28 protein-coding genes, 1 tRNA gene and 1 pseudogene are annotated in these 25,732 nt (G+C 37.6%); 20 read left to right on the plus strand and 10 right to left on the minus strand.

Features of this window, described 5'->3' with window-relative positions:
• Positions 1-146: 146 nt before the first annotated feature.
• Positions 147-1,040 carry a hypothetical protein gene (locus AC6ER9_RS01150; RefSeq protein WP_497074639.1) on the minus strand — a complete coding sequence of 298 codons (894 nt, stop codon included), beginning with the start codon at positions 1,038-1,040 and terminating at the stop codon, positions 147-149.
• Between the two features lie 545 nt (positions 1,041-1,585).
• Here AC6ER9_RS01150 and AC6ER9_RS01155 point away from each other — a divergent pair.
• From AC6ER9_RS01155 to AC6ER9_RS01190, 8 genes are all read left to right on the plus strand, one after another.
• On the plus strand, positions 1,586-2,332 hold the full coding sequence (locus AC6ER9_RS01155) for an electron transfer flavoprotein subunit beta/FixA family protein (protein ID WP_497074640.1): 747 nt from the start codon (positions 1,586-1,588) through the stop codon (positions 2,330-2,332).
• 46 nt (positions 2,333-2,378) lie between these two features.
• Positions 2,379-3,299 (plus strand): electron transfer flavoprotein subunit alpha/FixB family protein, encoded by a 921-nt coding sequence (locus AC6ER9_RS01160; protein WP_497074641.1) that lies wholly within the window; start codon positions 2,379-2,381, stop codon positions 3,297-3,299.
• 3 nt (positions 3,300-3,302) lie between these two features.
• Positions 3,303-3,458 (plus strand): hypothetical protein, encoded by a 156-nt coding sequence (locus tag AC6ER9_RS01165; RefSeq protein WP_497074642.1) that lies wholly within the window; start codon positions 3,303-3,305, stop codon positions 3,456-3,458.
• A 2-nt stretch (positions 3,459-3,460) separates the two neighbouring features.
• A complete protein-coding gene (locus AC6ER9_RS01170) occupies positions 3,461-5,122 on the plus strand; it encodes an electron transfer flavoprotein-ubiquinone oxidoreductase (RefSeq protein WP_497074643.1) in 1,662 nt (553 codons plus the stop codon).
• A 1,574-nt stretch (positions 5,123-6,696) separates the two neighbouring features.
• Positions 6,697-7,584 (plus strand): 16S rRNA (cytidine(1402)-2'-O)-methyltransferase, encoded by an 888-nt coding sequence (gene rsmI / locus AC6ER9_RS01175; RefSeq protein WP_497074644.1) that lies wholly within the window; start codon positions 6,697-6,699, stop codon positions 7,582-7,584.
• 16 nt (positions 7,585-7,600) lie between these two features.
• Positions 7,601-7,969, plus strand: a complete 369-nt coding sequence (locus AC6ER9_RS01180; RefSeq protein WP_497075250.1) for a YraN family protein — start codon at positions 7,601-7,603, stop codon at positions 7,967-7,969.
• A gap of 103 nt (positions 7,970-8,072) precedes the next feature.
• Positions 8,073-8,318 carry a hypothetical protein gene (locus AC6ER9_RS01185; RefSeq protein WP_497074646.1) on the plus strand — a complete coding sequence of 82 codons (246 nt, stop codon included), beginning with the start codon at positions 8,073-8,075 and terminating at the stop codon, positions 8,316-8,318.
• Positions 8,319-8,395: 77 nt separating this feature from the next.
• Complete coding sequence (locus AC6ER9_RS01190) at positions 8,396-9,178, plus strand: pyrroline-5-carboxylate reductase (protein ID WP_497074647.1); 783 nt, start codon at positions 8,396-8,398, stop codon at positions 9,176-9,178.
• Between the two features lie 606 nt (positions 9,179-9,784).
• Here the strand turns inward: AC6ER9_RS01190 and AC6ER9_RS01195 are convergent.
• Positions 9,785-10,846, minus strand: coding sequence for an Mrp/NBP35 family ATP-binding protein (locus tag AC6ER9_RS01195; RefSeq protein ID WP_497074648.1), 1,062 nt, complete (start codon positions 10,844-10,846; stop codon positions 9,785-9,787).
• 428 nt (positions 10,847-11,274) lie between these two features.
• Between AC6ER9_RS01195 and AC6ER9_RS01200 the strand changes: the two are divergent.
• From AC6ER9_RS01200 to AC6ER9_RS01245, 10 genes and pseudogenes are all read left to right on the plus strand, one after another.
• Positions 11,275-11,962, plus strand: a pseudogene (locus AC6ER9_RS01200) (Arm DNA-binding domain-containing protein); the annotation flags it as partial.
• A 273-nt stretch (positions 11,963-12,235) separates the two neighbouring features.
• A complete protein-coding gene (locus AC6ER9_RS01205) occupies positions 12,236-12,451 on the plus strand; it encodes a hypothetical protein (protein ID WP_497074649.1) in 216 nt (71 codons plus the stop codon).
• Positions 12,452-12,869: 418 nt separating this feature from the next.
• Positions 12,870-13,004 carry a 50S ribosomal protein L34 gene (gene rpmH, locus AC6ER9_RS01210; RefSeq protein WP_005864709.1) on the plus strand — a complete coding sequence of 45 codons (135 nt, stop codon included), beginning with the start codon at positions 12,870-12,872 and terminating at the stop codon, positions 13,002-13,004.
• 119 nt (positions 13,005-13,123) lie between these two features.
• Positions 13,124-13,516: a ribonuclease P protein component gene (gene rnpA / locus AC6ER9_RS01215; protein WP_497074650.1), complete on the plus strand. Its 393-nt coding sequence runs from the start codon at positions 13,124-13,126 to the stop codon at positions 13,514-13,516.
• The gene (gene yidC, locus AC6ER9_RS01220) at positions 13,506-15,368 is read left to right on the plus strand and encodes a membrane protein insertase YidC (protein WP_497074651.1); all 1,863 of its coding nucleotides are present in this window, start codon (positions 13,506-13,508) and stop codon (positions 15,366-15,368) included. Before rnpA ends, yidC begins: the two co-directional genes overlap by 11 nt.
• Complete coding sequence (yihA, locus tag AC6ER9_RS01225; RefSeq protein WP_497074652.1) at positions 15,365-16,009, plus strand: ribosome biogenesis GTP-binding protein YihA/YsxC; 645 nt, start codon at positions 15,365-15,367, stop codon at positions 16,007-16,009. The genes yidC and yihA overlap by 4 nt, the downstream gene beginning before the upstream one ends.
• Positions 16,010-16,148: 139 nt before the next feature.
• Entirely contained in the window at positions 16,149-16,841 is a 693-nt protein-coding gene (locus tag AC6ER9_RS01230; RefSeq protein WP_497074653.1) for a glutathione S-transferase family protein, read from the plus strand.
• A gap of 1,721 nt (positions 16,842-18,562) precedes the next feature.
• A complete protein-coding gene (dapB, locus tag AC6ER9_RS01235) occupies positions 18,563-19,369 on the plus strand; it encodes a 4-hydroxy-tetrahydrodipicolinate reductase (protein ID WP_497074654.1) in 807 nt (268 codons plus the stop codon).
• 34 nt (positions 19,370-19,403) lie between these two features.
• Positions 19,404-20,024 (plus strand): 2,3-bisphosphoglycerate-dependent phosphoglycerate mutase, encoded by a 621-nt coding sequence (locus AC6ER9_RS01240; RefSeq protein WP_497074655.1) that lies wholly within the window; start codon positions 19,404-19,406, stop codon positions 20,022-20,024.
• Positions 20,025-20,442: 418 nt separating this feature from the next.
• Positions 20,443-20,527: transfer RNA gene (locus AC6ER9_RS01245), tRNA-Leu, on the plus strand.
• An 86-nt stretch (positions 20,528-20,613) separates the two neighbouring features.
• Here the strand turns inward: AC6ER9_RS01245 and AC6ER9_RS01250 are convergent.
• The 7 genes from AC6ER9_RS01250 to AC6ER9_RS01280 form a co-directional block, all read right to left on the minus strand.
• Entirely contained in the window at positions 20,614-20,817 is a 204-nt protein-coding gene (locus AC6ER9_RS01250) for a helix-turn-helix transcriptional regulator (RefSeq protein ID WP_139413528.1), read from the minus strand.
• An 86-nt stretch (positions 20,818-20,903) separates the two neighbouring features.
• On the minus strand, positions 20,904-21,281 hold the full coding sequence (locus tag AC6ER9_RS01255; RefSeq protein ID WP_497075251.1) for a DUF488 domain-containing protein: 378 nt from the start codon (positions 21,279-21,281) through the stop codon (positions 20,904-20,906).
• Between the two features lie 148 nt (positions 21,282-21,429).
• Positions 21,430-22,020, minus strand: a complete 591-nt coding sequence (locus tag AC6ER9_RS01260; protein ID WP_497074261.1) for a lambda exonuclease family protein — start codon at positions 22,018-22,020, stop codon at positions 21,430-21,432.
• Between the two features lies 1 nt (position 22,021).
• Positions 22,022-22,786: an ERF family protein gene (locus AC6ER9_RS01265; RefSeq protein WP_497074656.1), complete on the minus strand. Its 765-nt coding sequence runs from the start codon at positions 22,784-22,786 to the stop codon at positions 22,022-22,024.
• 115 nt (positions 22,787-22,901) lie between these two features.
• A complete protein-coding gene (locus tag AC6ER9_RS01270; protein WP_497074657.1) occupies positions 22,902-23,300 on the minus strand; it encodes an LbetaH domain-containing protein in 399 nt (132 codons plus the stop codon).
• A 126-nt stretch (positions 23,301-23,426) separates the two neighbouring features.
• Complete coding sequence (locus AC6ER9_RS01275) at positions 23,427-23,786, minus strand: hypothetical protein (RefSeq protein ID WP_497074658.1); 360 nt, start codon at positions 23,784-23,786, stop codon at positions 23,427-23,429.
• A 245-nt stretch (positions 23,787-24,031) separates the two neighbouring features.
• Positions 24,032-24,370, minus strand: a complete 339-nt coding sequence (locus AC6ER9_RS01280; RefSeq protein ID WP_497074659.1) for a helix-turn-helix domain-containing protein — start codon at positions 24,368-24,370, stop codon at positions 24,032-24,034.
• Positions 24,371-24,455: 85 nt separating this feature from the next.
• On the opposite strand from AC6ER9_RS01280, the gene AC6ER9_RS01285 reads away from it, so the two are divergent.
• Positions 24,456-24,818: a hypothetical protein gene (locus tag AC6ER9_RS01285; protein WP_497074660.1), complete on the plus strand. Its 363-nt coding sequence runs from the start codon at positions 24,456-24,458 to the stop codon at positions 24,816-24,818.
• Positions 24,819-24,820: 2 nt separating this feature from the next.
• Complete coding sequence (locus tag AC6ER9_RS01290) at positions 24,821-25,015, plus strand: hypothetical protein (protein ID WP_497074661.1); 195 nt, start codon at positions 24,821-24,823, stop codon at positions 25,013-25,015.
• A gap of 7 nt (positions 25,016-25,022) precedes the next feature.
• Here AC6ER9_RS01290 and AC6ER9_RS01295 read toward each other — a convergent pair whose 3' ends face one another.
• Complete coding sequence (locus tag AC6ER9_RS01295) at positions 25,023-25,688, minus strand: hypothetical protein (RefSeq protein WP_497074662.1); 666 nt, start codon at positions 25,686-25,688, stop codon at positions 25,023-25,025.
• Positions 25,689-25,732: the final 44 nt, after the last annotated feature.

Raw genomic sequence — 25,732 nt, forward strand, 5'->3', positions numbered from 1 at the left:
TAACAGCTGGAGATTTTCTCTCCAACGATCCCTCTTGTCTAATAATCTCTGTTGCGTGTTTAAAAGGATGATTTTAACGGCTATAGCTTTCGCACAATCACAAATGCGCAATCTATTTCATATCTATTCACATCAACATCATAAAATTAAAAAAAACGAACTCCTTTAAAAAAGCTATAAAAACATAACGTTATCGCTCCCATAAATGCAACGGTAAAAACACAAAGAATACTTTTTTTTACAAGATGAGATAAAAACGATACACGTTCGCAAGACCGCGCTTTTAAAACAGGAGAAACATCATTCTCAATAGGATGATTAGAAGCCTGAACATCTATCCCCTTTTCTTCTATCACAACATGCTCCACTGCTCCCTCAACCTTTTTAAAAGTAGGTTTTAAAACATCCCTAGGCAAAAGTGCATCCCTTGGCGAAAGGGCATTACTGGACACAGAGCTTTTATTTTCTTGCTGTAACACATTTTTAACATGTAACCCATTTTCAACATTTGTCTGGAGGGACGCTATATTCGTCTGGAATGGCGCTATAGTGTTTTGTTTGGAAAAGTTTTGTCCCTTGTAAAGCCGTAAGTGCTTTTGATTTTCCTCACATTCCATATAAGCCAGTTTTTGCACAACAGAATCAGACAATTTTGAACGAGGCACCTGTCGTGTTACCGTTGCTTCTTCTAGGCTTTTTTTTTCACGCTGCAAATTTTGAACAAGTATTTTAATCTGCTCTAAAGACTCAAAAAGCTTTTTTTCCCTTTGCCGACGGATATAATATTCAGCCAAAATGGCCCGACTAATATCATCTAAATAAGCTTTAAAATGTTCTTCGGCAAAACCCTGTTGCTTCAAAGGACGAGACGAAGGTTTCATTTGCATTTGTGCATAAACCGTGCGTAACTTTTGAGCAATATCCGACATCGTTACTTCTACAGGTGTATCCATTCTCTCCTTTTTCTCAATAAAAGAAGAAAATTGATGACTCCGAACTTTATCGGTTGCTTGGTCGACCGTATGGCCCTTCGTATTCACAAACGCCTACCCCTCATTAACCTTTTTAAAAAGAACAGCAAGAAATGATTAGAAATCATACGCTATTTTAGTAAATAGAGCTTTAAGAGTTCCCAATTTTTTTGTTAGAAATATTTTCCCCTGATCTTCAACCAAAATATTTATCTTCATCTCAAATATTTCCCTAATATTCATCCACAATATTTAAAAGAAAAAATATTTTTCTACCCTCAAGATTTGAAGGGCACAGTCATTTCCCCCACTTTTACTTTTTTCACTTAATTTTTCATGGCATAAAATCTCTATCGCATCTCATCATAAACAAAGCATCGTGAAACAAAAAATAATATTCTCACAAGATGGTTTTATTTTTTTACCTTTTATTCAAGCAAATAAGGCAATTATGTCCATACAAAAGAAATAATGATGACAAGAAAGTACAAGTAAACGTAAAAAAGCTTAAATTAACGAGAACACAAGTTATCAATGAAACTTTATTCTAAACAATTTGGTTTCTTATGTGTATTGCTATAAACTTGTGATCATATAAACCAAAGAGGATCATCATGAAGATAATTGTCGCTGTCAAACGTGTTGTTGATTATAACATCAAGATACGCGTCAAGCCCGATAGCACAGGCGTTGATTTGTCTCACGTAAAAATGTCTATGAATCCTTTTGACGAAATCGCCGTGGAGGAGGCCATTCGCCAGAAAGAATCCGGTAAAGTTTCAGAAGTTGTGCTTGTTTCAATTGGACCGGAAGCCGCCCAAGAAACTTTACGAACAGGACTTGCAATGGGGGCTGATCGCGCCCTTCTTATCACAACAGATCAGACACTTGAACCCTTGAGCATTGCTAAGGTTCTCAAAGCCATTGTCGATGAAGAAAAACCCGATATGGTCTTTTTAGGAAAACAAGCAATTGATGATGATAGCAACCAAACAGGACAAATGCTTGCCGCTCTTCTTGGTTGGGGACAGGCAACTTTTGCCTCACATCTTAACATAGAAAATGGGCAGGCTACAGTTACGCGTGAGGTCGACAATGGAACACAAACCCTTTGTCTTCCCCTTCCCATGGTTATGACCACCGATCTACGGCTCAATGAACCGCGTTATACTTCTCTTCCCAATATCATGAAAGCAAAAAAGAAAATCATTGAACAAAAATCGCTTACTGATCTTGGTATCGATACGAAAGCACGCTTAACAGTTTTAAGCGTTGAAGAGCCAAAACCGCGTCAATCTGGAATTAAAGTAGCGAATGTCGCAGAGCTTGTCAGTGCACTAAAACAAAAAGACTGCATTTAATATTTTCTAGAGTAAAAGCAATACGCACATAAAAGGGAAAAAACTTATGGCAATTCTTTTATTGGCCGATCATAATACACAAGAAACTGCAAAAGCGCTCACCGCTGCGCGTGCAATCGGTAGCGATATCGATATTTTGGTTTGCGGAGAAAACATTCAAACAATAGCGCAAAACAGTGCTAAACTTAATGGTGTGCGGCAAGTCCTTATGGCCGAAGCTGATTATTTAGCCCATCAACTTGCCGAACCGATGGCAGATACAATCATTGCGCTCGCCAATGATTATGATGTGATCATGGCAGCCTCCAGCACGACTGGAAAAAATGTGATGCCACGCGTAGCGGCTCTTCTTGATCTTATGCAAATTTCAGATATTACTGCCGTTCTTTCACCCGATACCTTCAAACGCCCCATTTACGCAGGCAATGCACTTGAAACTGTCCGCAGCAATGATCACAAAAAGATTATAACCATTCGCACCGCCTCTTTCACACCAACGCCTGTCCAAAATAATGCAGCCCCCATTAAAACAATAACACCAGCGCCCAATCCCAATCTTTCTTCTTTCGTAAAAGCAGAAACGCATAAAAGTGATCGCCCAGACCTTACCTCTGCACGTGTTATTATCTCAGGCGGGCGTGGTCTTGGTTCCCAAGAACAGTTTATGGCGCTTCTTCTTCCCCTTGCAAAAAAATTAGAAGCCGCTTTAGGAGCCAGCCGCGCAGCAGTTGATGCAGGCTATGCTCCCAACGATTGGCAAATTGGACAAACAGGAAAAATCGTTGCCCCTAAACTCTATATCGCCGTTGGCATTTCTGGTGCAATCCAACATTTAGCCGGTATAATGGATGCACAAATTATTGTTGCCATTAATAAAGATGAAGAAGCACCCATCATGAAAGTTGCCGATTATATCCTTGTGGGAGATCTCCACCAAATTATTCCAGAACTTGAGAAAACTTTATAAGCTATGCGTGCCCCTCAGCATCCTCAACGCGAAAAAGTGCTCTTGAACAAAATTGTTGTTGAAGAAAAACCGATAGAACTTTTTGCTACGTACATCGTTAATTTACCTCTTGTGGTCAAGCCACGCAAAACTATTCCAAAATTGGAGAAAGCTTTATAGCCATGAAAGCACCTCTGTATGACCAGCGTGAAAGCATGGAGTTTGACATCGTCATTGTCGGAGCAGGACCGGCAGGGCTTTCTGCTGCCATTCGTCTAAAACAAATTAATCCTGAGCTTTCTGTCACAATTGTTGAAAAAGGAACTGAAGTTGGGGCACATATTATCTCTGGTGCTGTTGTTGATCCCATCGGTATCGATACACTCTTACCAGACTGGAAAAATGACCACGACCATCCTTTCACAACCCCTGTGACCCGTGATCAGTTTTTTTTTCTAAAGCCTCAAAAAGCGACACGATTGCCCCATATCTTGTATCCCAAAACCTTATCCAATGACGGGTGTTATATCGTTTCGCTTGGCAATGTTTGCCGCTGGCTCAGCAAAAAAGCCGAAGCATTGGGTGTTGAAATTTATCCTGGTTTTGCCGTAACACAAACCATTCAAAATGAGGACGGCGCGATCATTGGTGTTCTCACCGGTGATATGGGGCTTAACAAAGATGAAACCCCTGGAAAAAATTATATACCTGGTATGGCATTATTGGCAAAATATACTCTGATTGCGGAAGGCGCACGCGGTTCCATTGCAAAACAACTGATACAAACTTTTAACTTGAGCAAAAATCGTGACCCTCAAAAATTTGGTCTTGGTCTTAAAGAGCTCTGGGAAATTGATCCCCAAAAACACCAACGCGGCTTAGTTCAACATTTCACCGGTTGGCCCTTAGACAATAATACCGGCGGCGGTGGTTTTCTTTATCACCAAGAAAACAATATCATTTCTGTCGGTTTTGTTGTGCACTTAGATTATAAAAATCCTTATCTTTCTCCTTTTGAAGAATTTCAGCGGTTTAAAACACATCCACAAATCTATGAAATCTTCAAAGATGCAAAATGTCTTTCCTATGGGGCACGTGTTATCAGTGAAGGAGGATGGCAATCTGTACCAAAACTCACCTTTCCTGGCGGCGCGCTGATTGGCTGCTCTGCTGGCTTTGTCAATGTTCCTCGTATCAAAGGATCACACAATGCCATTTTATCGGGCATATTAGCAGCCGATAAAATTGCGACCGCTCTTGCGCAAGGTCGTGCTCATGATGAAGTCACAGAAATCGAAGAACAGTGGCGAAAAGGCCCCATTGGCAAAGATCTTTATCAAGTGCGAAATGCCAAACCACTCTGGACAAAATACGGGACAAAATATGGAATTAAACTTGCCGGTTTTGATATATGGTGGCAACAACTGTTCGGATTTTCTTTATTTAAAACACTCTCCCATGGCAAGGAAGATTATGCTTGTCTTGAACCCGCAGAAAAATTTCAACCCATTGCTTACCCAAAACCCGATGGGGTGATAACCTTTGACCGCCTGACAAGTGTTGCCCTTTCCAATACACATCATGAAGAAAATCAACCTTGTCATTTAAAGGTCGCCTCATTAGAAAAACAAAAGGACTCCGAATATGCAATTTATGGAGGACCTTCCGCACGCTATTGCCCCGCCGCTGTCTATGAATGGCTAGAACATAATGATCATCTAACATATATGATCAACGCTTCAAATTGCATACATTGCAAAACATGCGACATTAAAGATCCAAACCAAAATATCACTTGGATTTGTCCGCAAGGCAATGAGGGCCCTTTCTATCCCAATATGTAATCCCTCCCAATAACGCATCATTGTTTATTCTCTTAAAATATCAGCATATTGATTTATAATCATATAGAATTATTCAACGTGAATGAGAAGCTTAAATACCGTAAGCTTCTCTCATCTCAAATCCCTCTCATGATGAATTAATCAAATTTATTTGCTTGTACGTTAAAAGTACAGGGGCGCCAAAATAGAAAGAGCCCATATGGATAAAAATCGTACAATAAAAATGCCTTTTTATAAAACCGTCGAAAAGTGCTAAAAACTATCTACAACACTCAAAGACAGATCCAAGTGTATTATGGTACCCCCTGCTCCTTCATAAACATAAAAATGGGCGGCTCAATGGCTTAATCGTTATCCCCCGTTATCCCCTTAACGGGCGCCATCGTGAAATGGATGTGACGGGCACTTTGAGAGATATTTCTTTAAAACAAGCCCGTGAAACTGCACACCAATAGCGCTCTGTTCTTTATGAACGTCGTGATACTATTAAAAAACGCGAGAAACAAAAGTATGAAGCAATCTTCATGATTTAAAAGATAGTGCTTTGGATGTTTTTGAAGGTTGCAAAACTGAAATGAAAAAGATGATAAAATGCGTGATTGGTTTGCACCTTTAAAACTTCATATCTTTCCTAAATAAGGCTATCTGCCGGCTTGAGAGATGACACCAATAAAAATACGCTTATCTCCTTGCTCCCCTCTGGCATAAAGAAGTTGGAATGGCTTGAATAGTATTGATGCGTCTTAATCTTTGTTTTAAACATGCGGCTGCCTTCAGTGTAGCTGTTTATCTACCAGCAACAGAAAAAGCATATGCGCTCCCTTAAGATAAACAACACCATAAAACGCAAAACATGCCGACTATGGATCTATGAATCGGAGAGAAAGACCAGCTTTTTATAAGAGGGGTAAAGTGAGATAATTTAAAAGCTTTTACTCAAGATAAAAGATAATAAATTCGTCATTAAAATTATTAAGATAAAAATGAACCTTAAAAGCTTCTAAGATAAACCTAATATTGTTAAAGATGTCGAGAATATAACAAAATATTTTTCTGATAAGGACTTATCTTTCATTCATAATATTCGTGAGGCATTTTGTGTTTTAAAAGGGTCTGTTTATACTTGCTCAAAAAAATATTAATGGGACTTTTAAAAGATCAGCATGATAGAAATAATCCTGTCAGCTTCGTTTTGAAAAAATCCCAACCAAAGGTGAGATGGTACCATAGATAGTTTTTTTGCTTCTTGATAGGAAGGTTTTATAGAAAATAATAGCGCTAATAGGATATTGATATCTGGAATTTATTTGACTGAAAATAAGATAATGGTGAGAAAAATAACGGAGCATATGAGACAAAAACGTTGAAGTTGAGAATAAAGTTATCTCATTATGAAGTAAGCGATTATTTAAGCAAGTAAACCCAAACAAATAAGCTGTTGTTAAGCCGCTGTTGTTAAGCCATTGTCATGATAAAAATGTACTGATAAAAAATGAGCAAAAATAACTGATAAGTATGGATATAAATTTTGATAAGATCTTATAGTAAGGGAAGTTTGATGAAGAGACAAAAGCATGTCTAAGAACACCTATTTCATAGGTGCACATGCTTATTGTGCACCCATCATAGAACCAGGGCTTTATCTTGTAGCAACGCCCATTGGAAATCTTGCAGATATTACGCTTCGTGCTTTGCAAGTTCTGGCAAGCGTTGACATTTTAGCATGTGAGGATACACGGGTAACCCGTGTTTTGTTGGAACGTTACGGTATTGAGAAAAAACCTTTTCTCTATCATGAATATAATGCGCAAAAAGCAGGCCCGAAACTCTTAGCAGCTTTAGCGGAAAACAAAACGATAGCGCTTATTTCTGATGCAGGAACACCGCTTATCTCTGATCCTGGTTTTCGATTAGTGGAAGAAGCCCGTACAGCGGGTCATAAAATTATTCCGATCCCTGGAGCCTCAGCTCTTTTAGCAGCTCTAATACCAACAGGGCTCCCAACCGATAGCTTTTTCTTTGCAGGTTTTTTGAATGCACGCAAAACACAGCGTCAAAAAAGATTGGAACAATTAAAAAACATTCCAGCAACTTTGATTTTTTATGAATCACCACATCGTCTTGTTGAAACTTTACAGGATATGGTCACTGTTTTTTCAGCAGATCGTCCTGCTGCAATTTGCCGTGAATTAACAAAAAAGTTTGAAACAATCGATGTTTCCAATTTGGGAGATTTATTGGAAAATTATAAAAAACAGACACAAATTCGTGGGGAAATTGTTGTGCTTGTTGGAGAAGCCTCTTCTTCTTTCAATGTGATAAGTGATCAAGAAGTTGATGAAATGTTATTAGAACACGCACAAACACATTCTGCGGCTCAAGCAGCAGCTTTGGTTGCCAAAAAGACTGGATTTAAAAAGCAGAAACTTTTTCAGCGGTTGATTTTTTTAAAAAATGCGTAAAATAATGCCTAAGACGATACAAAAAAAACAGAGACAAAAGTCTTTTTATCGAGGGGTTCGAGCAGAAAAATTAGCCGCTTGGTGGTTGCGTTTCAAAGGATTTCACATTGCAGAAATGCGTTTTAAAACCAAGTGTGGGGAAATTGATTTAATTGCACGACGGGGAAATCTTGTGTTAATTGTTGAAGTTAAAGCACGTTCAACATTGATGGAAGCAATGGAAGCGGTTTCTCGAACAAATGAAAGACGAATTGAGGCCGCTGCCGATATTTGGCTTGCACGACAAAAAGATTATGCTCTTTTGTCTGTACGCTTTGATTTGATTGCCATTTTACCTTGGCGTTGGCCACAACATATCCCCGCATTTTTTACATCTGATCAATAAGAGGAGGCACCCATTTTAACCATGCTCAATAAAAAACATTTCTCCTTTATGTGCATATGCGTTAAAAAGTGTCTAACCGTTTGAGCGCTATAAGGAGCAAAATATGGATGATTATGAAAAGTTTGCAACAGGTTTACTCATTGTTTTTGGAGCGCTGATTATTGGTGGTTTAATGGCAATGCATATTGTAATGATGAATAAACCAGGTTTTTTATGTGCCTTATCCGCCGCTGTTGTGGGTTGGTTTTCTGCTTTTGCTGTCCTCTTCGACAAGCCTAAAATCTATTTGGGGTTGATTATTCTTGCGATACTCTTTGTTGCTGCCTCAATTAGCATGTATGTGAGTTAAAATATTTAAAAATGTTGATGGGGATTTCTTTTAAAAGGTAAAACTAAAGAATAAAAAAACAAAACTGAGGCATAAAAATGAAACTTGGCTTTTTGGGAACCGGCACAATCAGCGCTTCAATGATCAATGGACTAATGAAAAGTGCCTTTAATGTTTCTTCCATTGTTGTTTCACCGCGCAATGCACAAACAGCAGAGCATCTTTCACGCACTTATGATAAAGTGATGATTGCTGAAAATAACCAAGCATTGCTTGATATGAGTGATTGTGTTTTTCTTTGTTTACCCAACCAAATTGCAGAAAGCGTTTTGCGCTCTCTTCGTTTTCGTCCAGAACAGCTGGTTATTTCCGTTCTTGCTATGGCCAAAGCCGCAGAAGTGGAAGCGTGGATCAATCATAAAGTTTATCGAGCTGTTCCGTTACCTTTTGTTGCAGAGTGCAAAAATTTGACCCCCATTTATCCTGATCACCCCTTTTTGCGCACTTTATTTGATGCCTTGGGAGGCACATTGGTGCTAGATAAAGAAGAACAATTTAATCTTTTTATGACAGCGGGTTCTCTTATGGGCGTCTATTTCAATTTTATAGCAACAGCCCATCAATGGTTTATCACACAAGGGTTAAAAAAACAGCAATCAGCAGAATTCCTTGCCATGATGTTTGGAAATCTTACGGATGAAATGCGTAAAATTATCACAAAGGATTATTCTCCCTCTCTTAATTTTGCAGAACTTGAAAAAGAATTTTCAACAAAGGGGGGAACAAATGAATTTTTGTCAAATTACTTTTCTCAGAAAGGGGGAAGAAGGGCTTTAACAACAGCTCTTGAGGCAACTTTACAAAAAATGAATGCTCCTTAAAAAGACTTAACCAACATTTTTTTATCTCAAAGCTCTAGCGCTCCGATTGCTTCCTATTCAGGTTTCAAAAATACCAAATACATGATGTATTTTTTGTTTTAAGCAATATACAAGGCCCTGATTTATAAAGGATTCTCAGTGTTTTGCATGTTGAATGAGAAACCCCAATAGTATGAGATTCTCTCATGCAAAATTTCTCTCATGTTGCATTAAGCAAACTCCTTGGCTTACACGTTACTTGGCTTGCACATTATAAGGGGCATATGGAATAAAACTGTATAAGATAAGGACTAAAAAATACCTTTTCATGAACCGCCTCAAGTGCCAAGAATGATCGTAACGCTAAGAGATAGCAAGGTGTGTGATAATGCTGGCTTACTCTTTCAAACAACATCAAAGATGAAAGGCTCAATGGATTACCGTAAAACCATTCACAAAAAACATAGCAAAACACGAAAAACGTTGCAAAATGGCTGTGACATACCTTAAGAGATGTTTTTTTTCATATGCCATTCAACCATTAAGGCTCCCCTTATCCCATGACAAAAATTATTTTTATGTCTTTCATGACTGTATTTTAGCAAACGTTCTTCAATAAACATCCATTCACAAAAGTTTATTTTTTATTTGATCAACAATTGTACGATACAGTTTAGCATGCTCGCCATCAGGCTGAGCAACACAAATAGGGATCCCCTCATCTGAAGAAAAGCGTAAAGCAGCATCAAGCGGTATTTCTGCTAAGAAAGGAACTTCTCGACGTTCCGCTTCTATTCGTGCCCCACCATGGCCAAAGATATCATAGCGTTTTCCTGTATCAGGAGCAATAAAATAACTCATATTCTCAATGAGACCTAAAATGGGAACATTGACTTTCATAAACATTTCTATCGCTTTACGTGCATCGACTAAAGCAAGATCCTGCGGTGTAGAAACAACCAAAGCACCGGTTAATTGCACCTGTTGCGCAAGTGTTAATTGTGCATCTCCTGTCCCTGGCGGCATATCTACAACTAAAACATCCAAAGGCCCCCATACAACATCGCGTAATAATTGCGTTACAGCCGCCATAACCATAGGACCACGCCATACGACCGGCTTTTCTTCTTCAACCAAAAATCCCATCGACATCAATTGCAGACCAAATTTTTCAATAGGTTGAATCTTTTTTTCTCCAATAAGCTGCGGCTTTTGATTAACAAGTCCTGTCAAACGTGGCAAAGATGGTCCATAGATATCCGCATCCATCACCCCCGTTTTTAAGCCAGCATTTTGTAAAGCTAAGGCGATATTGATCGCCGTCGTAGACTTTCCAACCCCTCCTTTTCCAGAAGCAACAGCAATCACATGCCGCACGCCTTCTATGGGCATTTTTACAGGTAAGGGATTGGCTCTCTGCCTGAACACCCCCTTTGTTGTCTTTTCTGCTGTAAGGGTGACAACAACAGATTTTACTCCCTCCAAAGCACACACCAGCTCTTCAGCAGTACGGCGCAATGATTCCCACTCTTGTATACGTCCATCCGGAACTGTAATGGAAAAGAAAACCTTCCCATCCGCAATCAATATTTCTGAAACAAGCCCCAACGATACAATATCGCTTTCCAAATCTGGTCTTTTGATTTTACGTAATACGTTGCGGACAGTCTCACTTGTCATAGGATCCACATTCTTTCCTCTCTATCAAAATGCTAAAAATACAAGCATAAGAACGAAAAATATTTACAGATTTATCACCTAAAATTTTCTACTTTACTCAGAAACGATAAAGTATAAACAACCTCTATTTTATCTCTTTAAAAATAAGAAAACACCCTTCAAATAAAGAAATTAAAACACAAAATTTGCTATAAAAACTTAATTAAGCATATTATCTTCAGATAATACTTTGATTTATAATCATAGTCTAACGTTATTCAATTTGAATGGGAGACCCAAATAGTATAAGATTTTCTCATTTCAAATTTATCCTTTATTGAATCAATCATAATCTCTTGCTTGCACATTACAAGCGGAAGGCACCTGTGTATAAAAGTATAAAATATGTATAAGATGTGTATAAAATTTGTACAAGAAAGGAGCCCAAATGGCGTTTCATGAACCGTCTTACGAGCCAAAAGATGGTCAACAACACTCAAAGGCTGGCACAAATGTGTAATAGTGCCGGCTTTCTTCTTCACAAGCGTAAAAGTGGAGGATTCTCAATGGATTGACCATTATACCATTCATGGACACCGTCGTGAAGTAAATTTGGGCGCTTTATAGAGATATTTCTTTAAAACAAGCCCATGAATTGGCAGCATAGCTATATTCCATTGGATCCTTTATCCCATTGGGGCGTTCTATTTTACGCGAGGGGCGTATCCCCATTAAAGACCATGTGAAAAACAAAAGCGTGAGGCAATGTGTCATCTCCATTATTTAAAAGACATTATTGTTTAAAAGACATTGCTCTAGATGCCTTTGAAAGCCGTCAAGCTAAATTAAAAAATGACGATAAAGAGGAAAACTGGTTTACATCTTTAAAACTTCATATTTTACTCAAATTAGGCTGCAAAATTAGGTTGTCTACCAGTTTCAAAGATTACACAAACTAAAGATATGCAATACTCTTTCCCCTATTTGGCATTCAAAAGAGATAACCGCAGAAAAAGCATTGAACTGTCTTAATCGTTGTCTTAAACATGCGACTGCTCTGGAGTTAAATGTTGATTTACAGGCAATAGAAAAACAAACGCCATAAAACCATTACCAGCAATGGATTGGCAAGATGTACCGGCTTTCCCAGCCTTTGAGTGTTGCGGACCACCCCTTAAGCTTGTAAGATGGTTCATGAAAAGTCATTTTTAGTCCTCATCTTATACAGTTTGTATTCACGCGGGCTTTCCCCACTTATGATGTGCAAACGTATAGTTTTGATTGATCCAAGACCAACAGATTTGAAATGATTAGTCTCTGACGTTATTTAGAAATTTTCATTCAAGTTGAATAATACTATATTATCATTATAAATCAATTTATTATCTTTCCTACAAAACGCTTTGTCAAAAAACAACAATGACACATTTGGCTGTGCATCACCTTATCCTTATAAGTACTTATACACGCCTTTTACGTTACATTCGTAAAAATCATATTGATAGGGATATAGGAACTATTCTTGGGCTCGAAGGTATAGAAGGGAAGCATGATGCTCCAACAGAATTTTGCGTGCCCCTCTCATTTAAAGCATTAGAAATTAAAAAAACAAACGCGCTTGCTCTCTCGCAGTGATTTCTTTTTTTATGAAAAATCGTCGTTCCCTTAGGATGACCACTTTAACGGATTTTTTGATGAAAATTTTATAAAAAGCAAAACTGAGAAAAACACTTTATATAAAAAGTATATATAAAGCTGAGCATACAACAGTCCGTCACACTTTCTCTCATTTTTTAATGCCTTAATCATTTACTTTCTATATACGCAATCATTATGTTTGTGCTCATTTAAAATATCACAAAAAAATATCACAAACATTTATAAAGCATTTTGTATTTTTTCAAGAAAGAGAAAAGCAATCTAAGATTGACTTTTTTTATATTTTTCCTTATGGATAATCAGCTGTATGATTAGAATAAATTTGTTCATCTCGCGCATAATTGTTCATAAAACTTAAATATAAGAAGGGCCGCACGCCGCGGTATTTAAATAAATGAAACGTACCTACCAACCCTCTAAACTTGTCCGTAAACGCCGCCATGGATTTCGTGCACGCATGGCCACAGCTGGAGGACGTAAAGTTATTGCAGCAAGACGTGCTCGTGGACGTAAGCGGCTTTCTGCTTAACCATTTAAATTTTCACAACCATTGAGGATTGTTTACCATTTCTTTGTTGTGAAGCTTTTATTATGAATTTCTAATGCTTGGTCAGTCAAGCATTGAGTGAGGTTGTGAAATATTCTTTTATGAAGAAAAAACATCCCTGCCGTATTCGCAAAAGAGCAGACTTTTTAGCTGTCCGTACAGGAGAAAAACGACGGGGTCCTTTATTTTTACTCGAAGTTAAATCTCGCGAACAAACAACAGAAAAAAAATCTTCTCTTGTTTCACGTGTGGGATTCACTGTTACGCGTAAAAATGGTAATGCTGTAAAGCGTAATCGTATCAAAAGGCGCTTGCGTGAAGCCGTAAGAGTTGGTGCAACAAACCATATGGAAGCAGGAACAGATTATGTCATTGTGGCCTATCGTGACGCATTACATGCCCCTTTTACATCTTTGATTAATGAATTAAATCGGCGCATAAAACCAAAAGCAAAACATCAGCAACGACAACAAGGGTGTACGAATGGAATATAACCGCAATTTCTTTATCGCTATTGGCTTATCTTTCCTAGTGCTTATCGCATGGCAATTTCTTCATGTCGCTCCCAAACAAGCAAAGCTACAAAAACAACAAATCATTGCACAACAACAGCAATTGTCAAAGCAACAATCCGCCCTTTCTACTGCCACAACGAATTTTTCTGATGATGACTCAACGCATCAAGCAACCTCGATTATCGAGCAACCAATGACTCCTGAAATTCGCAAAGCTGTATTAGCCAAAACAGAACGTGTTGCGATCAAAACCAATGAGCTTGAAGGCTCTATTAATCTGGTTGGGGCTCAATTTGATGATCTTCACCTCAAGAGATATCGTGTAACAGTCAATAAAAAATCCCCAGAAATCGGTTTGCTAAATCCTAAAGGTTTTAAAACGACCTACCTTGCTGAATTTGGTTTTGCCAGTGCATCTTTGCCAGCAAAAGCCTTGCCACAATCTGATACCCAATGGCAAATAGAGGGAGATAATACAACCCTAACCCCTTCAACTCCCATCACTTTAATTTATAATAATGGACAAGGACAAATCTTCCGCCGCACCCTTTCTGTTGATGATCATTACATGTTTACCATTGAGGATTCTATCAGCAATGAAAGTGATCAACCGATACATCTTTCATCCTATGCTCGCGTTGCACGTGCAGCACCACCAGAACATACAAATGCCACCTATTTGCTTCATGAAGGGATGATCGGGATTGCAGGAGATTCGCTCAAAACTGAAAAGTATAAAACCTTAGCAGAACTTGATCCCAATCCTGATAATGGACAAAAGAGTATGACTTTCTCCAAAGTCACGGGAGGCTGGATTGGTATTACTGATAAATATTGGGCTGTAGCCGTTATTCCCCCACAAGATAAGGAATATACAAGCCGTTTTATTTATTTTGATCGTTTGCAAACGCATTATCAATCTGACATGCTAGGATCACTTTTAACGATTGCTCCGAATGAAACAAAAACCGTCACAAATCGTCTTTTTGCAGGTGCAAAACAAGTTGAAATTATTAATAACTATCAAAACGACCTAAAAATTAACAAGTTTGCTCTCTTAATTGATTGGGGCTGGTTTGATTTCATCACCAAACCCATGTTTGCTCTCATTGACATTCTTTATAAGCAAACAGGAAATTTTGGTGTTGCTATTCTTCTTGTTACAGTGCTCTTAAAAACACTTCTTTTCCCTCTTGCCAATAAATCTTATCAATCTATGGCACGCATGAAGCTGATGCAACCGCGACTGCTAGAGATAAAAGAAAAATATTCCGATGACCGAACCAAACAGCAACAAGCAATCATAGAACTGTATAAAACCGAACAAATTAACCCCCTTGCCGGTTGTTGGCCAATGTTGGTTCAATTTCCCATATTCTTTGCTCTTTATAAAGTTCTCTATATCACCATTGAAATGCGCCATGCCCCTTTCTTTGGCTGGATACAAGATTTAGCAGCTCCTGATCCAACGTCTCTTTTTAATTTGTTTGGACTCTTACCCTATACAACGCCAGCATTTCTTATGATTGGTGCTTGGCCTTTGATTATGGGAATAACGATGTTTTTACAAATGCGTATGAATCCCGCTCCTCAAGACCAAACCCAAGCCATGATCTTCACGTGGATGCCTGTCGTCTTTACTTTTATGCTAGCCTCTTTCCCAGTTGGTCTTGTCATCTATTGGGCATGGAACAATATATTATCAATTATTCAGCAAGGGATCATAATGAAGCGTCAAGGAGCCAAAATTGAGCTATTTGATAATTTAAAAGCCATGTGGAAAAAATCACCCAAAAAAGAAGTGCAGACCTCAAAAGAAGTTCAGAAATGACGAGAGATTCTTCTCTTTCTGGAATTTTTTCTCGCAATTGGATTTTTATTCGTGGTGTCCCCGCAATAGGCTTTCTCCCGCCTGAAGGGCCACCAGAAATCGCATTTGCAGGACGTTCCAATGTTGGAAAATCATCTTTAATCAACGCACTTGTCCAGCAAAAAGGTTTAGCACGGACCTCAAATACACCAGGACGAACGCAAGAGCTTAATTATTTTATTCCCGATGGTTTTAGTGGACAACAAGAAGATCTTCCCCCTTTTGCCTTGGTCGATATGCCTGGTTATGGTTTTGCTGCGGCTCCTAAAAATCTGGTTGATGCATGGACAAATTTGATTTTTAGTTATTTACGAGGACGCACAACCCTAAAACGTGTCTACCTCTTGATTGATTCACGGCACGGCATCAAAAAGAATGATGAAGATGTTCTAACACTCCTTGATAAAGCAGCTGTTTCTTACCAAATTGTTTTGACAAAAAGTGATAAAATCAAATCAAATGTCTTGGAAAAATTAATGATGACCATGCAAACAAAACTTCTCAAACGTCCAGCCGCTTATCCACAGATCCTTGCCACCTCTTCAGAGAAAGCATATGGCCTAGAAGAATTACGTACTGCCATTTTGCAAACCATTGCATAAAAGAGCACCTTCACATTATTAACAGTTTATTAAGCATAACTGTGTGCCACTGCTAATGATCTTGTACTTCTCATCAAGCATCTTTATAAAAAAGATGACTTGAAAGAATTCTTATCAACTCTATTTTATAGTGTAAATTATGCTGACACTTTTTCACTCTCCTTTATCTACTGCCTCGCGCTTTATACGCCTCATTCTTGGGGAATATGGTTTAACCATTCAATTGATTGAAGAATATGAATGGGCTAGAAGACACGAATTTCTCGCTCTCAATCCCGCTGGTCATGTTCCTGTTTTTCTCGATGAACACGAGGTTCCATTATCAGGCCCCTTAGTCATCTGCGAATATTTAGATGAAACCCATGGAAGTTTACGACAAGAAAATAAACTCTTTCCAGAAAATCCTTTAGATCGTGCGGAAGTACGACGCCTCAATGACTGGTTTTTAAATAAATTTGAAAATGAAGCAACGCGCCATATTGTACGAGAACGAATCCATAAACGTGAAATGCCTCTTGCCATTGGAGGGGGTGCTCCCAATTCACAAATTTTACGCAATGCACGCGCTAATATTCCACCCCATATGAATTATCTTAATTGGCTTTGTGCCTCTCGCGATAGCTTAGTGGGCTCTAGCCTATCCTATGCTGACCTAGCAGCGGCTGCTGCTGTTTCTGTCCTTGACTTTCTAGGGGAAATTGACTGGGAACAATCCCCTGCTGCTAGAGATTGGTATATGCGGATTAAATCACGCCCTTCTTTTCGTTCTCTTTTAACAGATCGTGTCCGTGGAATTGTTGCAAGCGCTCACTATGCTGATCTTGATTTCTAATCTCTTCTCATAAACAAAAATATAAGTGATATTTTGCTTAAAAGAAACTGCCCCATTTATGGATTTTTATGCTTGCGTATCAACAAAATACAGAGACTCATCATCGTATTAAACAAAACAACAGAATCCATCATAATCTCTTAATTTCAAGCCCTTACTAATGCCGCCCAAAATCCTTTTTGCTGTACCACAAAAAAGATCAGTTTAGAGATCAAGATCTTGAACAAGGGGTTTTAAAGTCTCTCTTTCAAAGACAAGAGCTATCGTAAAAGACAAAAGCTGTCGCACCATGGAAAGCGAAGCAAATAAAATAACACTTAACTCAACGCATGTTATCCTCCATTCTTGCCGATATATGAAAAAAGGTATTCCATAACCTACATAACTATTGACTCTTAAAAAAGCGCCCTAGCGCCATCACACATTTTTACAAAATAATAATTTTTTCAACGGCCTTTCCTTAAAAGATAAAGAATCCAACCAACGCCCGTGTGTTAAAAATCCAGCGTCTCAGATACCTGTTTGTTTTCTTTCCTTATGTTTTTATATATCGATAAAAAAATAGTGATTCAAAATGATACGTTTTTAAATTGAATGATGAACTTCAAATATTTTTTATACATGCCCCTCCTCACATTTGAAGAAATTAAAAGCTTTTCCCTCTACAGCGCCGCTGGGCTTCTCCATCACTGCTGGAATGAGCGCATGAAAAAAATTATACAAAAAAGAATAAAGATACTCATGAATCATTATAAGTACCAAGAGCTGTCAGTCTACATTGAAGACTGAACAAACATAGAGCGCTCTCTTTGTTATGAAATGTGGTGGTGCAGAATAGATTTTATATTATTAGTTTTTTTCGCTATCCCCTTAAAAACGTCTCATTATAAAATGAGCTTTAAGAGCATTGAGCCCCTATTTCTTTTAAGACAAGCGCATAAAGAAACACCTTAAGTATATTTTGTTTTAAAACGTTCTATTTTACATGAGAAACACACTTCCATATAAAGGTAATATATTGATTTATAATGATAGTTTAGCGTTATTCAGCTTGAGTTAGAATCTTGAGTACTGTAAAATTTTCTCATTTAAAATCTGTGTCTTTTGAATCAATCAATATCACTTTCTTGGCACATTAATATTAAAAACAGAATGAGTATTTGGATAAAATTTGTATAAGAAAGGAACGAAAATGCTCCTGATAGAGTCTTACGTGCAAAAGATTGGTTAGCAACACTCAAAAGGCTAGCAAATATAACAATAGTACCCGCTTGCTTCTCCACAAGCATAAAGACAGGGGTGCTTCAATGGATTTATCATTATACCATTCACAAACCACCGTCGCGCAATGGGATGAGAAACGTTGAAAAATGTTTTCTTTAAAAAAGCCCGTGAACGTACAAATCAATGGCCTTCTCTTGTGCATGAAAGACGTGCCCCCACTCAATAACCAGAGCAATAAAAAAATAAAATTAAAGCACGTACGCAATCTCCCTTAGGCTTTACAAGCTAAGCCTCAAACGATCCATCACATAACATAACGAAAAACATCTCTCTATAAATTTATAAATCTTATATCACTTACCCTAAAGGACAAAATTCTACAGAACAAAAGAATGAATTAACATAGAATTTTTTTCCTATAAAGAAAAAGAACCCTTGGAAAAAAAGCGAGAATTTGCCTATATTACAGACCAGTAAAATATCATAAGGAGATAAAAATGCGTCTTACGGTTGTTGGTGCAAATGGAAGAATGGGACGTGAACTCATCACAGCAATTCGACGGAGGAAAGATGTAGAGCTTTGTGCTGTTCTTGTACGCAAAGGCTCATCTTTTGTAGGAAAAGATGTGAGTACCTTAATTGGTTCAGATTCTCTCGGACTTCGCATTACCGATGATCCCGAAAATGCTTTTTCAAACGCAGAAGGTATTTTAGATTTTTCACGACCCCAAGCCAGTATTCTTTATGCTAATTATGCAGCTCAAAAAAAACTTGTCCATATTATTGGCACCACAGGATTTAGCCAAACAGAAGAAAAAAAGATTGCAGAGTTTGCCCAACATACAACAATTGTCAAATCCGGAAATATGAGCCTTGGAATAAATCTTTTAGCCAACCTTGTAAAGAAAGTGGCCAAAGCATTAGAAGCCGATGATTTTGATATCGAAATTTATGAAATGCATCACGCAAACAAAGTTGACGCCCCTTCTGGAACATCTCTTCTTCTTGGACAAGCCGCAGCTGAAGGGCGCAATGTTATGCTGCAAGATGTACGTGTCAACGAACGCAATGGCCATATCGGTCAACGCAAAAAAGGCTCCATTGGCTTTTCTTGTTCACGCGGTGGAACGGTTGTTGGCGAACACAGTGTCATTTTTGCCGGTTCAAATGAGCGCATTGTTCTTTCCCATACAGTGCAAGAACGTTCCATCTTTGCCAATGGTGCATTAAAAGCAGCTTTGTGGGCAAAAAACCATGAAAAAGGTCTCTATTCCATGCTTGATGTTTTGGGATTAAACAATTAATTTTAAATAATCAACAGAATAGAGGAAATTCGTAATGAGACGCACACTTGTACTCATCCGTCATGGTCAAAGTGAATGGAATCTCAAAAATCTTTTTACCGGTTGGAAAGATCCTGACTTAACTAAAAAAGGTCAGGACGAAGCGATAGCAGCAGGAAAAAAACTGAAAGAATCTGGTTTGAAATTTGATATTGCTTATACATCCGCCTTACAGCGTGCCCAAAAAACGGCTCAGCACATTTTAGAGCAAATGGATCAATCAAATTTAGAAGTGATCAAAAACACCGCATTAAATGAACGCAATTATGGGGATCTTTCTGGTTTAAATAAAGATGAAGTGCGTCAACAATGGGGGGCAGAGCAAGTACAAATATGGCGCCGCTCCTATACGATTGCTCCCCCGAATGGAGAAAGCCTACGCGATACCGGTGCACGCATTTGGCCTTATTATCTTTACCATATCCAGCCTCATATTTTACGCTCTCAAACTGTTTTGGTCGCAGCGCATGGAAATTCTCTTCGTGCTCTTATTATGGCGCTTGAAGGTCTTACCAGTGAAGAAATTATATCTCAAGAATTAGCAACCGGCATTCCTATTATTTATACCTTTAATCCTGATTCAACCATTTCATCAAAAACTATCATCACACCTTAAACTCTTAAAAATTTAAGGGAGCAAGAAAATATAATCATGCCATTGCTTCAAAATGAATAGTTTTCTCTCCTCCTCACGATAAAGGATCAATTTTTCTACTCTCCCCCAATAGGCTCATCAGTCCATAAATCCATAGGTCTATCAGTCCATCAAGCCACCGCCCTATCAGATGCGTTTCTCTTACAATGACTCTTCTTGGTTTTCTCAATAATGCCGCTCTCACTCTTTCATTTAACGTTGTTATTTTATCCTTGATGAATAAAAAGCAGAAAATCAGACCTCGACAACATGACGCTTTATACCATGCATGATATAAATAGAGGTAACTTTCCCACCCCGTACCAAAACATAATGTCTGACAGCACTATCGATAATTCTATTGACAGAATTGCTTCACAAGCTTAGATGAATTTCATGAGCCCAGATGGCGGAATTGGTAGACGCGCAGGTTTCAGGTACCTGTGCCGCAAGGCGTGGAGGTTCGAGTCCTCTTTTGGGCACCATTTTATGTCTTTAGTACATTGAAATCTATAGATTTTTATTTAAACAATCATTTTTAGACCACCTTCTACGGTTTATATAATTTTACCTAATTTGTTGTTATTTGCTCCGTATTTTTCTTTGGAGTGAATGCCAGAATCTCTTTTTTTCTCCATCTTACGGCTCTCCCTAGTTTATATGGTTCTGGAAATACTCCTTGAAGCACCCAATTGCGAATCGTTGTTGTCGATACACTAAAAAGCTCTGCACATTCACGGGTTGTTACATATCTATCGCCATCATCAAATATCATCTCATGACCTTTCTATCTTTTTATGTTATGTAAATAAGTAGGCTGTTAAGAAACACCTCTGTATTTAAAATTTGCAAATTTATTTGTTAGATGTGTTTAATTTCATATTTCCAATTTGTTAGTTGTGTAAGAGCCTTCGCAATTTCTCCCCTATGACACAAGCACACATCAGATTCAAAACAAGTAATAGCAACACGTTTTTTATCTAAAAAAAGCTGATATAATTTTTCTATTACATGAAGATTATCCTTAAGAGTTGTATTTTGGTAATCTTCAAAAAGATATTCATAATCTTCTCGTGTTTTCAGATTACGCCTTTTTTCAGAGGAAATTCCAAGTTTAGGCATGTGCATATATTCAATGCCAATGTTGCTTACAGCTTTCTCTAATTGCCTTTTCGAAAACCCATATTTTCTACTTATTGGATTTTTACGAACATCACACTCAGATAATGGTCTAGTGATTTTCCTTCATAACCAATGGTAAAAAAACAAGGCTTCTCATCTTTGGTGTTACACATATTTAATTTCCTTATGTAAATGGGTGGGGGTGCTGGGAGGAGAGAGCACCCCCATAATATCAAGCAGTTTTCGCTAAAATCTTTTGCATCTCTTAGTCTATTTCGGCTAAAAAGATTTCAACCGCTTGATTGATTTTTTTAATTTGTTCTTCATCACGGTTGACGCGTTTGATTTTCATACGGAAACCAGATGATTTGCCTACAAAACGTGGGTCATAACTGATAAAATCACACCATTTGCGCCCCGTACAAGCCATTTGAAATTGCATTTGTGCGTGATATTCAGGCTTGATATTACTATCGATAAAGAAGCGTAGATGATTTGGTGATTGTGGGCATTTAACCTCTACTAGACCGTTCTTACCAACAAGCCCATCTGGACTTGCACCAGCCATTTGAATTGTGGGATGTTGAATGAAACCACATCTTGTGACCTCTGTATCATAAATGAATGCATATTCTCTCAAAGCATCTTCTTCATGTTCAATGCCCCATTGCATAGCAGGCGTTGTATAAGATTGGCTTATTTCCTCTGTTAATCGCTCTGTCATAAGCTTTATTTTGTAATCTTCATATTTGCTTGTAGGTGTTCCTTTTGCCGTTTTACTGAGTATGTTATAAACGTTTGAAGCGGTGACTTTTCCTAAACGGGCTTGAAACCATTCTGCTGTTCTTTGTTCCATTTCACACCGCCTTTTGTTGCTCTTGTTGTGTTTTATTCATCTGAGAGCGTTTCTTTTTTTTCAAAGCAAACAAAACGGTTTGTGCTTGTTTATAAGACATCTGTGTTAGATTTTTTACTCCTATGAAAGAAAGAATATCGCTTTCCTTTGCTTGCGTCTGTTCTATTAATTCTTTGATTTCATTCATTTGTTCAGGTGTGACACCTGCGATAAGCGTGTTGCCATCTGTATCATCTTCTTTGTTTGCGACATTAAGAAGCATGCCTAACAAGTATCTTCGTGCATAAGTAATTCTAGAACCAACAGATTGAGTGCTATTTTTGCTCCCTTGTCCATCAATTGGAAATGTTCCTTGTGTTGATATTTCATTTCCCGTGGGATGTCTCAAAGCCATTTCTAAAGTTATGTTGTTTGAATTCTGCTCTTTGATCTTAGCAGACAAGGAAAAGTGGTATTTTGCAAGAGTATCCTTTACTGCTTCAATATACTGATCAAGCGTTGCATATGTACTCTTTGTATGGGTATTAATAGCGTTTTTTTGGATTTTTTGATATTCCGTTTGCATAGCAGAAAGATCAAAGACAAAGTCTTGATAATTTTGTCGTTCTATTTCCTTTTCTCGCAATGCAATAAGACGCTCTAAGCGATCCATATCGACGTCATTTTCTAAAGCTTTGGTTAAAATGCGATCCATGGCTGTTTGTTTGGCTTCACCATCATTTGTTTGTTTTTCTAATTCGGTTTTCGTGATAGTTAACTCACTCATCTTGATTTCCTCCATTAAAGCGCAATTCCCCCGTGGCGTGAATCACGCATGTGTTAAAAGTTGTTTGGTTTGCTAGAAAGGGCTTATATGTTACGCCTTTTTTCTATGGATAAGTTTAGCTTTTTTTATTATGACTAATGTGTTCATAGTCTGAAATACATGTCTTACCAGATACAACAGCGTCACCACAAACATGTGCATAACCACAAATTTTGGCATCTCCATAAATAAAGGCTTCATTAAATATTTGGGCATCATCATAAACATGGGCATTACCATAAACCCGCGCATGATCACTCACCTTGGCGTTACGATAGACCCGTGCATCATCATAAACCCAAGCATTGCCTCCAACCCAACAGTCATCTTCATGACTTAAGTTCCTTTCATGTTCAATAAAGCCACCTAGATCACCTGCTTTTATGTCTCCAAAGTCTTTTAATGCTTTAATTCGGTGAAGAGTTCTTCCCAAAATTTTGATTGTCTCATCTGTCAGTTCGTATTTATTTGGCATGATTTTACTCCTTTAAGTTAGACTCCACCTTTGTCGCTCTTGAAAAGAACGGCATTGGTTTGTGTTGTAGTTTTTTTGAAAAGGGGGCGTTATTAGAAACGCCCTTCATAGTTTTTAAAGCACATCTCAAGGATAACGGTGCTGTTGTTCATAAGTACCGTACATTTCATCTTCATATCGCTGCTTTTCTAAATCAGACAAAAATTCATGGTAAGCATCACTTTCGCGTACAAACTCATAAGGTACAGCTTTCTCGTGGAGCCAGTCGATATTGTCTTTTACATATGCTTCTGCAATCTCTTCAGAAATGTCTTCACAACTATTTTCAGAAGGATTTATACGAAAGATTTGGAAGGCATCATCTTCTTCATAAACAATGCTTAGAATTTGGCTCGCATCAAGCGGTCCAGCCTCTGCAATGTATTGATCTTTATCGAAATAGATTAAAACAATTTCATCAGAATTTATAAGAATTGGCTTTTCCATAATTTTTTCCTCCCTAACGCCTTTGCCTATTGGCAAGAGCTTGTTTGTGGTTTATGAAAATAAAATACGTTTATCGTAATTATGTGTCAAGAAAAAAATTACGATAAACGTATTTTTATATATTTATAATCCACATGATTATTTATTATCTCAAAATTTAAATGGGGAATTTATGTTGGACAGTGAAAGTAAAAAACAACTATCTGTAATGCTAAATAAATTAGCAGAAAATGAAAGAACAGCTTTTATAGATTTCGTGCTGCGAGCAAAGATTTTAAAAGATCCTCAACAATCTTTTTTTCAGAATCATTTGCTTGAGAATACAAATAAAGAAAATCATCCGAACAAAATCCAGAAACAGGTGAAGAGTCTTTAAAAAACTCCATAATTTTAACAAGCTCATCAGCTTTAACGTCTCTCATTTCTTTATTAGGATCAAGATTGACAATATTAGATATAGCTGGTCTACGCACTCCAAGATGGGCTGCAAGTTTTGCTTGACTTCCACGGCCCATTTTATTGAGTTCTTGCTTTATCCAAATTTTTAGCTCTCTTTGTTTAACCATACTTGAATTATTTACCATTTTTAAAAAACCTTACAATATTAAAAAACAAAAAAATACGTTTATCGTATTGACTAAATATTTCTTATATCGTATTTTATTGATTATGATAAAAGCATATACAGAAACAGCGAAACTTATAATTACATATCTTGGTGGGCATCATAAGGTTGCAAATATTGTTAATCGTAATGTTATCGTAGTTAGAAAATGGGCTTATTCTCTTGAAAAACGAGAAGGTAAAGGTGGAATTATTCCGGCTAAATATCAAGTCATGCTTTTAAACTATGCTTGTAAACATAATATTGACTTGCGTCCCGAAGATTTTTTCTACCCCGAGCGTTTGAAAAATTTGATGAGCAAAGAAGAGCACCTCCCACCGCCTTCTTTTGTCAACGGTTTCAGTTTGAGTGAAAAATCGTGCGAACAAAATAAGATGATACAGCCCCAATATGAAGAAAGGAAATAAAGATGGATTCCAGTTGGGCGACGACTATTGTGCTTTTTATAGTCGATGTAATCATGTTTTTTGTTTTTCTTTACATTTATAAAATGACGGAAACGCAAGAAAAAGAGACAGATGAAATAATGAAAAACATAATACGTCGACAAGAAGATTTAATTCAAACACAAAAAGATTTAATGGAAAAAATTAACCGCTTTTGAGACTACTCTACTGAAATGGCAGTAAAAATTTTGGCCAAAAAGTAGTTTCAAGTATTTTCTCTGCGTGATTTGATGAAGTGTGTTCAATGATAAAGATTGGTGTGCTTACGATATCTGGTTTTAGGTGGCGAACTGTGAAAGAAAATTCTGTTTCTTCAGATGCATCTAAATTAAAAAAATCGAAGATTTCCTGTGTGTTTAAATCTGCTACAAAAAGACTTTTTAAGGGTATATACTTTTCATTTTCTGGTTCTAAATGCATTGGATATCTTCCCAAAAGAGCACCTTTATCAAACGCAAATGGGTTTTCGTTATATAACCGAAAATTATTTATTCTCATTGTTTGCTCTGTAGGATTTTTTATGATGCCATTTACCTCTATGAAGAAGTCTTTGTCATATTTGTATGCTGTTGACTCTTTCATAGAAACCTCCAACTTTGGACCCAAGTCTCGTATTTGTTTTTCTGCCCATAAAATGGAGACGTGCTCTTTTGCAGCTTCAGCTTGTTTTTTTAGCTGCTCTAATTGCCTTTCTACATTGTTTAAATCTTCTTTGCGGATTTTGGCTGCTTCTTTCTGGTCTTTGTGTCTTAAAATAAGAGTCACAGAAAGAGATGCAATAAATGACAAAAAACCTGTAAGAAATGTATTTATCCATTCTTCTTGCATCATAACTCCCCCCACTTTTTTAGAATCGTTGGGAGGTTACTTTTTCA

Source organism: Bartonella sp. SL317, from assembly GCF_059687655.1.

Excerpts from the sequence above, each read along its gene's own strand:
- AC6ER9_RS01185 (WP_497074646.1), top strand. The coding sequence starts at position 8,073 with ATGGATGATTATGAAAAGTTTGCAACAGGTTTACTCATTGTTTTTGGA.
- AC6ER9_RS01250 (WP_139413528.1), bottom strand. The coding sequence starts at position 20,817 with ATGATATTTGATGATGGCGATAGATATGTAACAACCCGTGAATGTGCA.
- yidC (WP_497074651.1), top strand. The coding sequence starts at position 13,506 with ATGGAATATAACCGCAATTTCTTTATCGCTATTGGCTTATCTTTCCTA.
- yihA (WP_497074652.1), top strand. The coding sequence starts at position 15,365 with ATGACGAGAGATTCTTCTCTTTCTGGAATTTTTTCTCGCAATTGGATT.
- AC6ER9_RS01155 (WP_497074640.1), top strand. The coding sequence starts at position 1,586 with ATGAAGATAATTGTCGCTGTCAAACGTGTTGTTGATTATAACATCAAG.
- AC6ER9_RS01260 (WP_497074261.1), bottom strand. The coding sequence starts at position 22,020 with ATGGAACAAAGAACAGCAGAATGGTTTCAAGCCCGTTTAGGAAAAGTC.
- AC6ER9_RS01205 (WP_497074649.1), top strand. The coding sequence starts at position 12,236 with ATGACACATTTGGCTGTGCATCACCTTATCCTTATAAGTACTTATACA.
- AC6ER9_RS01240 (WP_497074655.1), top strand. The coding sequence starts at position 19,404 with ATGAGACGCACACTTGTACTCATCCGTCATGGTCAAAGTGAATGGAAT.
- AC6ER9_RS01170 (WP_497074643.1), top strand. The coding sequence starts at position 3,461 with ATGAAAGCACCTCTGTATGACCAGCGTGAAAGCATGGAGTTTGACATC.
- AC6ER9_RS01270 (WP_497074657.1), bottom strand. The coding sequence starts at position 23,300 with ATGCCAAATAAATACGAACTGACAGATGAGACAATCAAAATTTTGGGA.
- AC6ER9_RS01285 (WP_497074660.1), top strand. The coding sequence starts at position 24,456 with ATGATAAAAGCATATACAGAAACAGCGAAACTTATAATTACATATCTT.
- AC6ER9_RS01190 (WP_497074647.1), top strand. The coding sequence starts at position 8,396 with ATGAAACTTGGCTTTTTGGGAACCGGCACAATCAGCGCTTCAATGATC.
- dapB (WP_497074654.1), top strand. The coding sequence starts at position 18,563 with ATGCGTCTTACGGTTGTTGGTGCAAATGGAAGAATGGGACGTGAACTC.
- rnpA (WP_497074650.1), top strand. The coding sequence starts at position 13,124 with ATGAAGAAAAAACATCCCTGCCGTATTCGCAAAAGAGCAGACTTTTTA.
- AC6ER9_RS01165 (WP_497074642.1), top strand. The coding sequence starts at position 3,303 with ATGCGTGCCCCTCAGCATCCTCAACGCGAAAAAGTGCTCTTGAACAAA.
- AC6ER9_RS01290 (WP_497074661.1), top strand. The coding sequence starts at position 24,821 with ATGGATTCCAGTTGGGCGACGACTATTGTGCTTTTTATAGTCGATGTA.
- AC6ER9_RS01295 (WP_497074662.1), bottom strand. The coding sequence starts at position 25,688 with ATGATGCAAGAAGAATGGATAAATACATTTCTTACAGGTTTTTTGTCA.
- AC6ER9_RS01230 (WP_497074653.1), top strand. The coding sequence starts at position 16,149 with ATGCTGACACTTTTTCACTCTCCTTTATCTACTGCCTCGCGCTTTATA.
- rpmH (WP_005864709.1), top strand. The coding sequence starts at position 12,870 with ATGAAACGTACCTACCAACCCTCTAAACTTGTCCGTAAACGCCGCCAT.
- AC6ER9_RS01275 (WP_497074658.1), bottom strand. The coding sequence starts at position 23,786 with ATGGAAAAGCCAATTCTTATAAATTCTGATGAAATTGTTTTAATCTAT.
- rsmI (WP_497074644.1), top strand. The coding sequence starts at position 6,697 with ATGTCTAAGAACACCTATTTCATAGGTGCACATGCTTATTGTGCACCC.
- AC6ER9_RS01265 (WP_497074656.1), bottom strand. The coding sequence starts at position 22,786 with ATGAGTGAGTTAACTATCACGAAAACCGAATTAGAAAAACAAACAAAT.
- AC6ER9_RS01280 (WP_497074659.1), bottom strand. The coding sequence starts at position 24,370 with ATGGTAAATAATTCAAGTATGGTTAAACAAAGAGAGCTAAAAATTTGG.
- AC6ER9_RS01160 (WP_497074641.1), top strand. The coding sequence starts at position 2,379 with ATGGCAATTCTTTTATTGGCCGATCATAATACACAAGAAACTGCAAAA.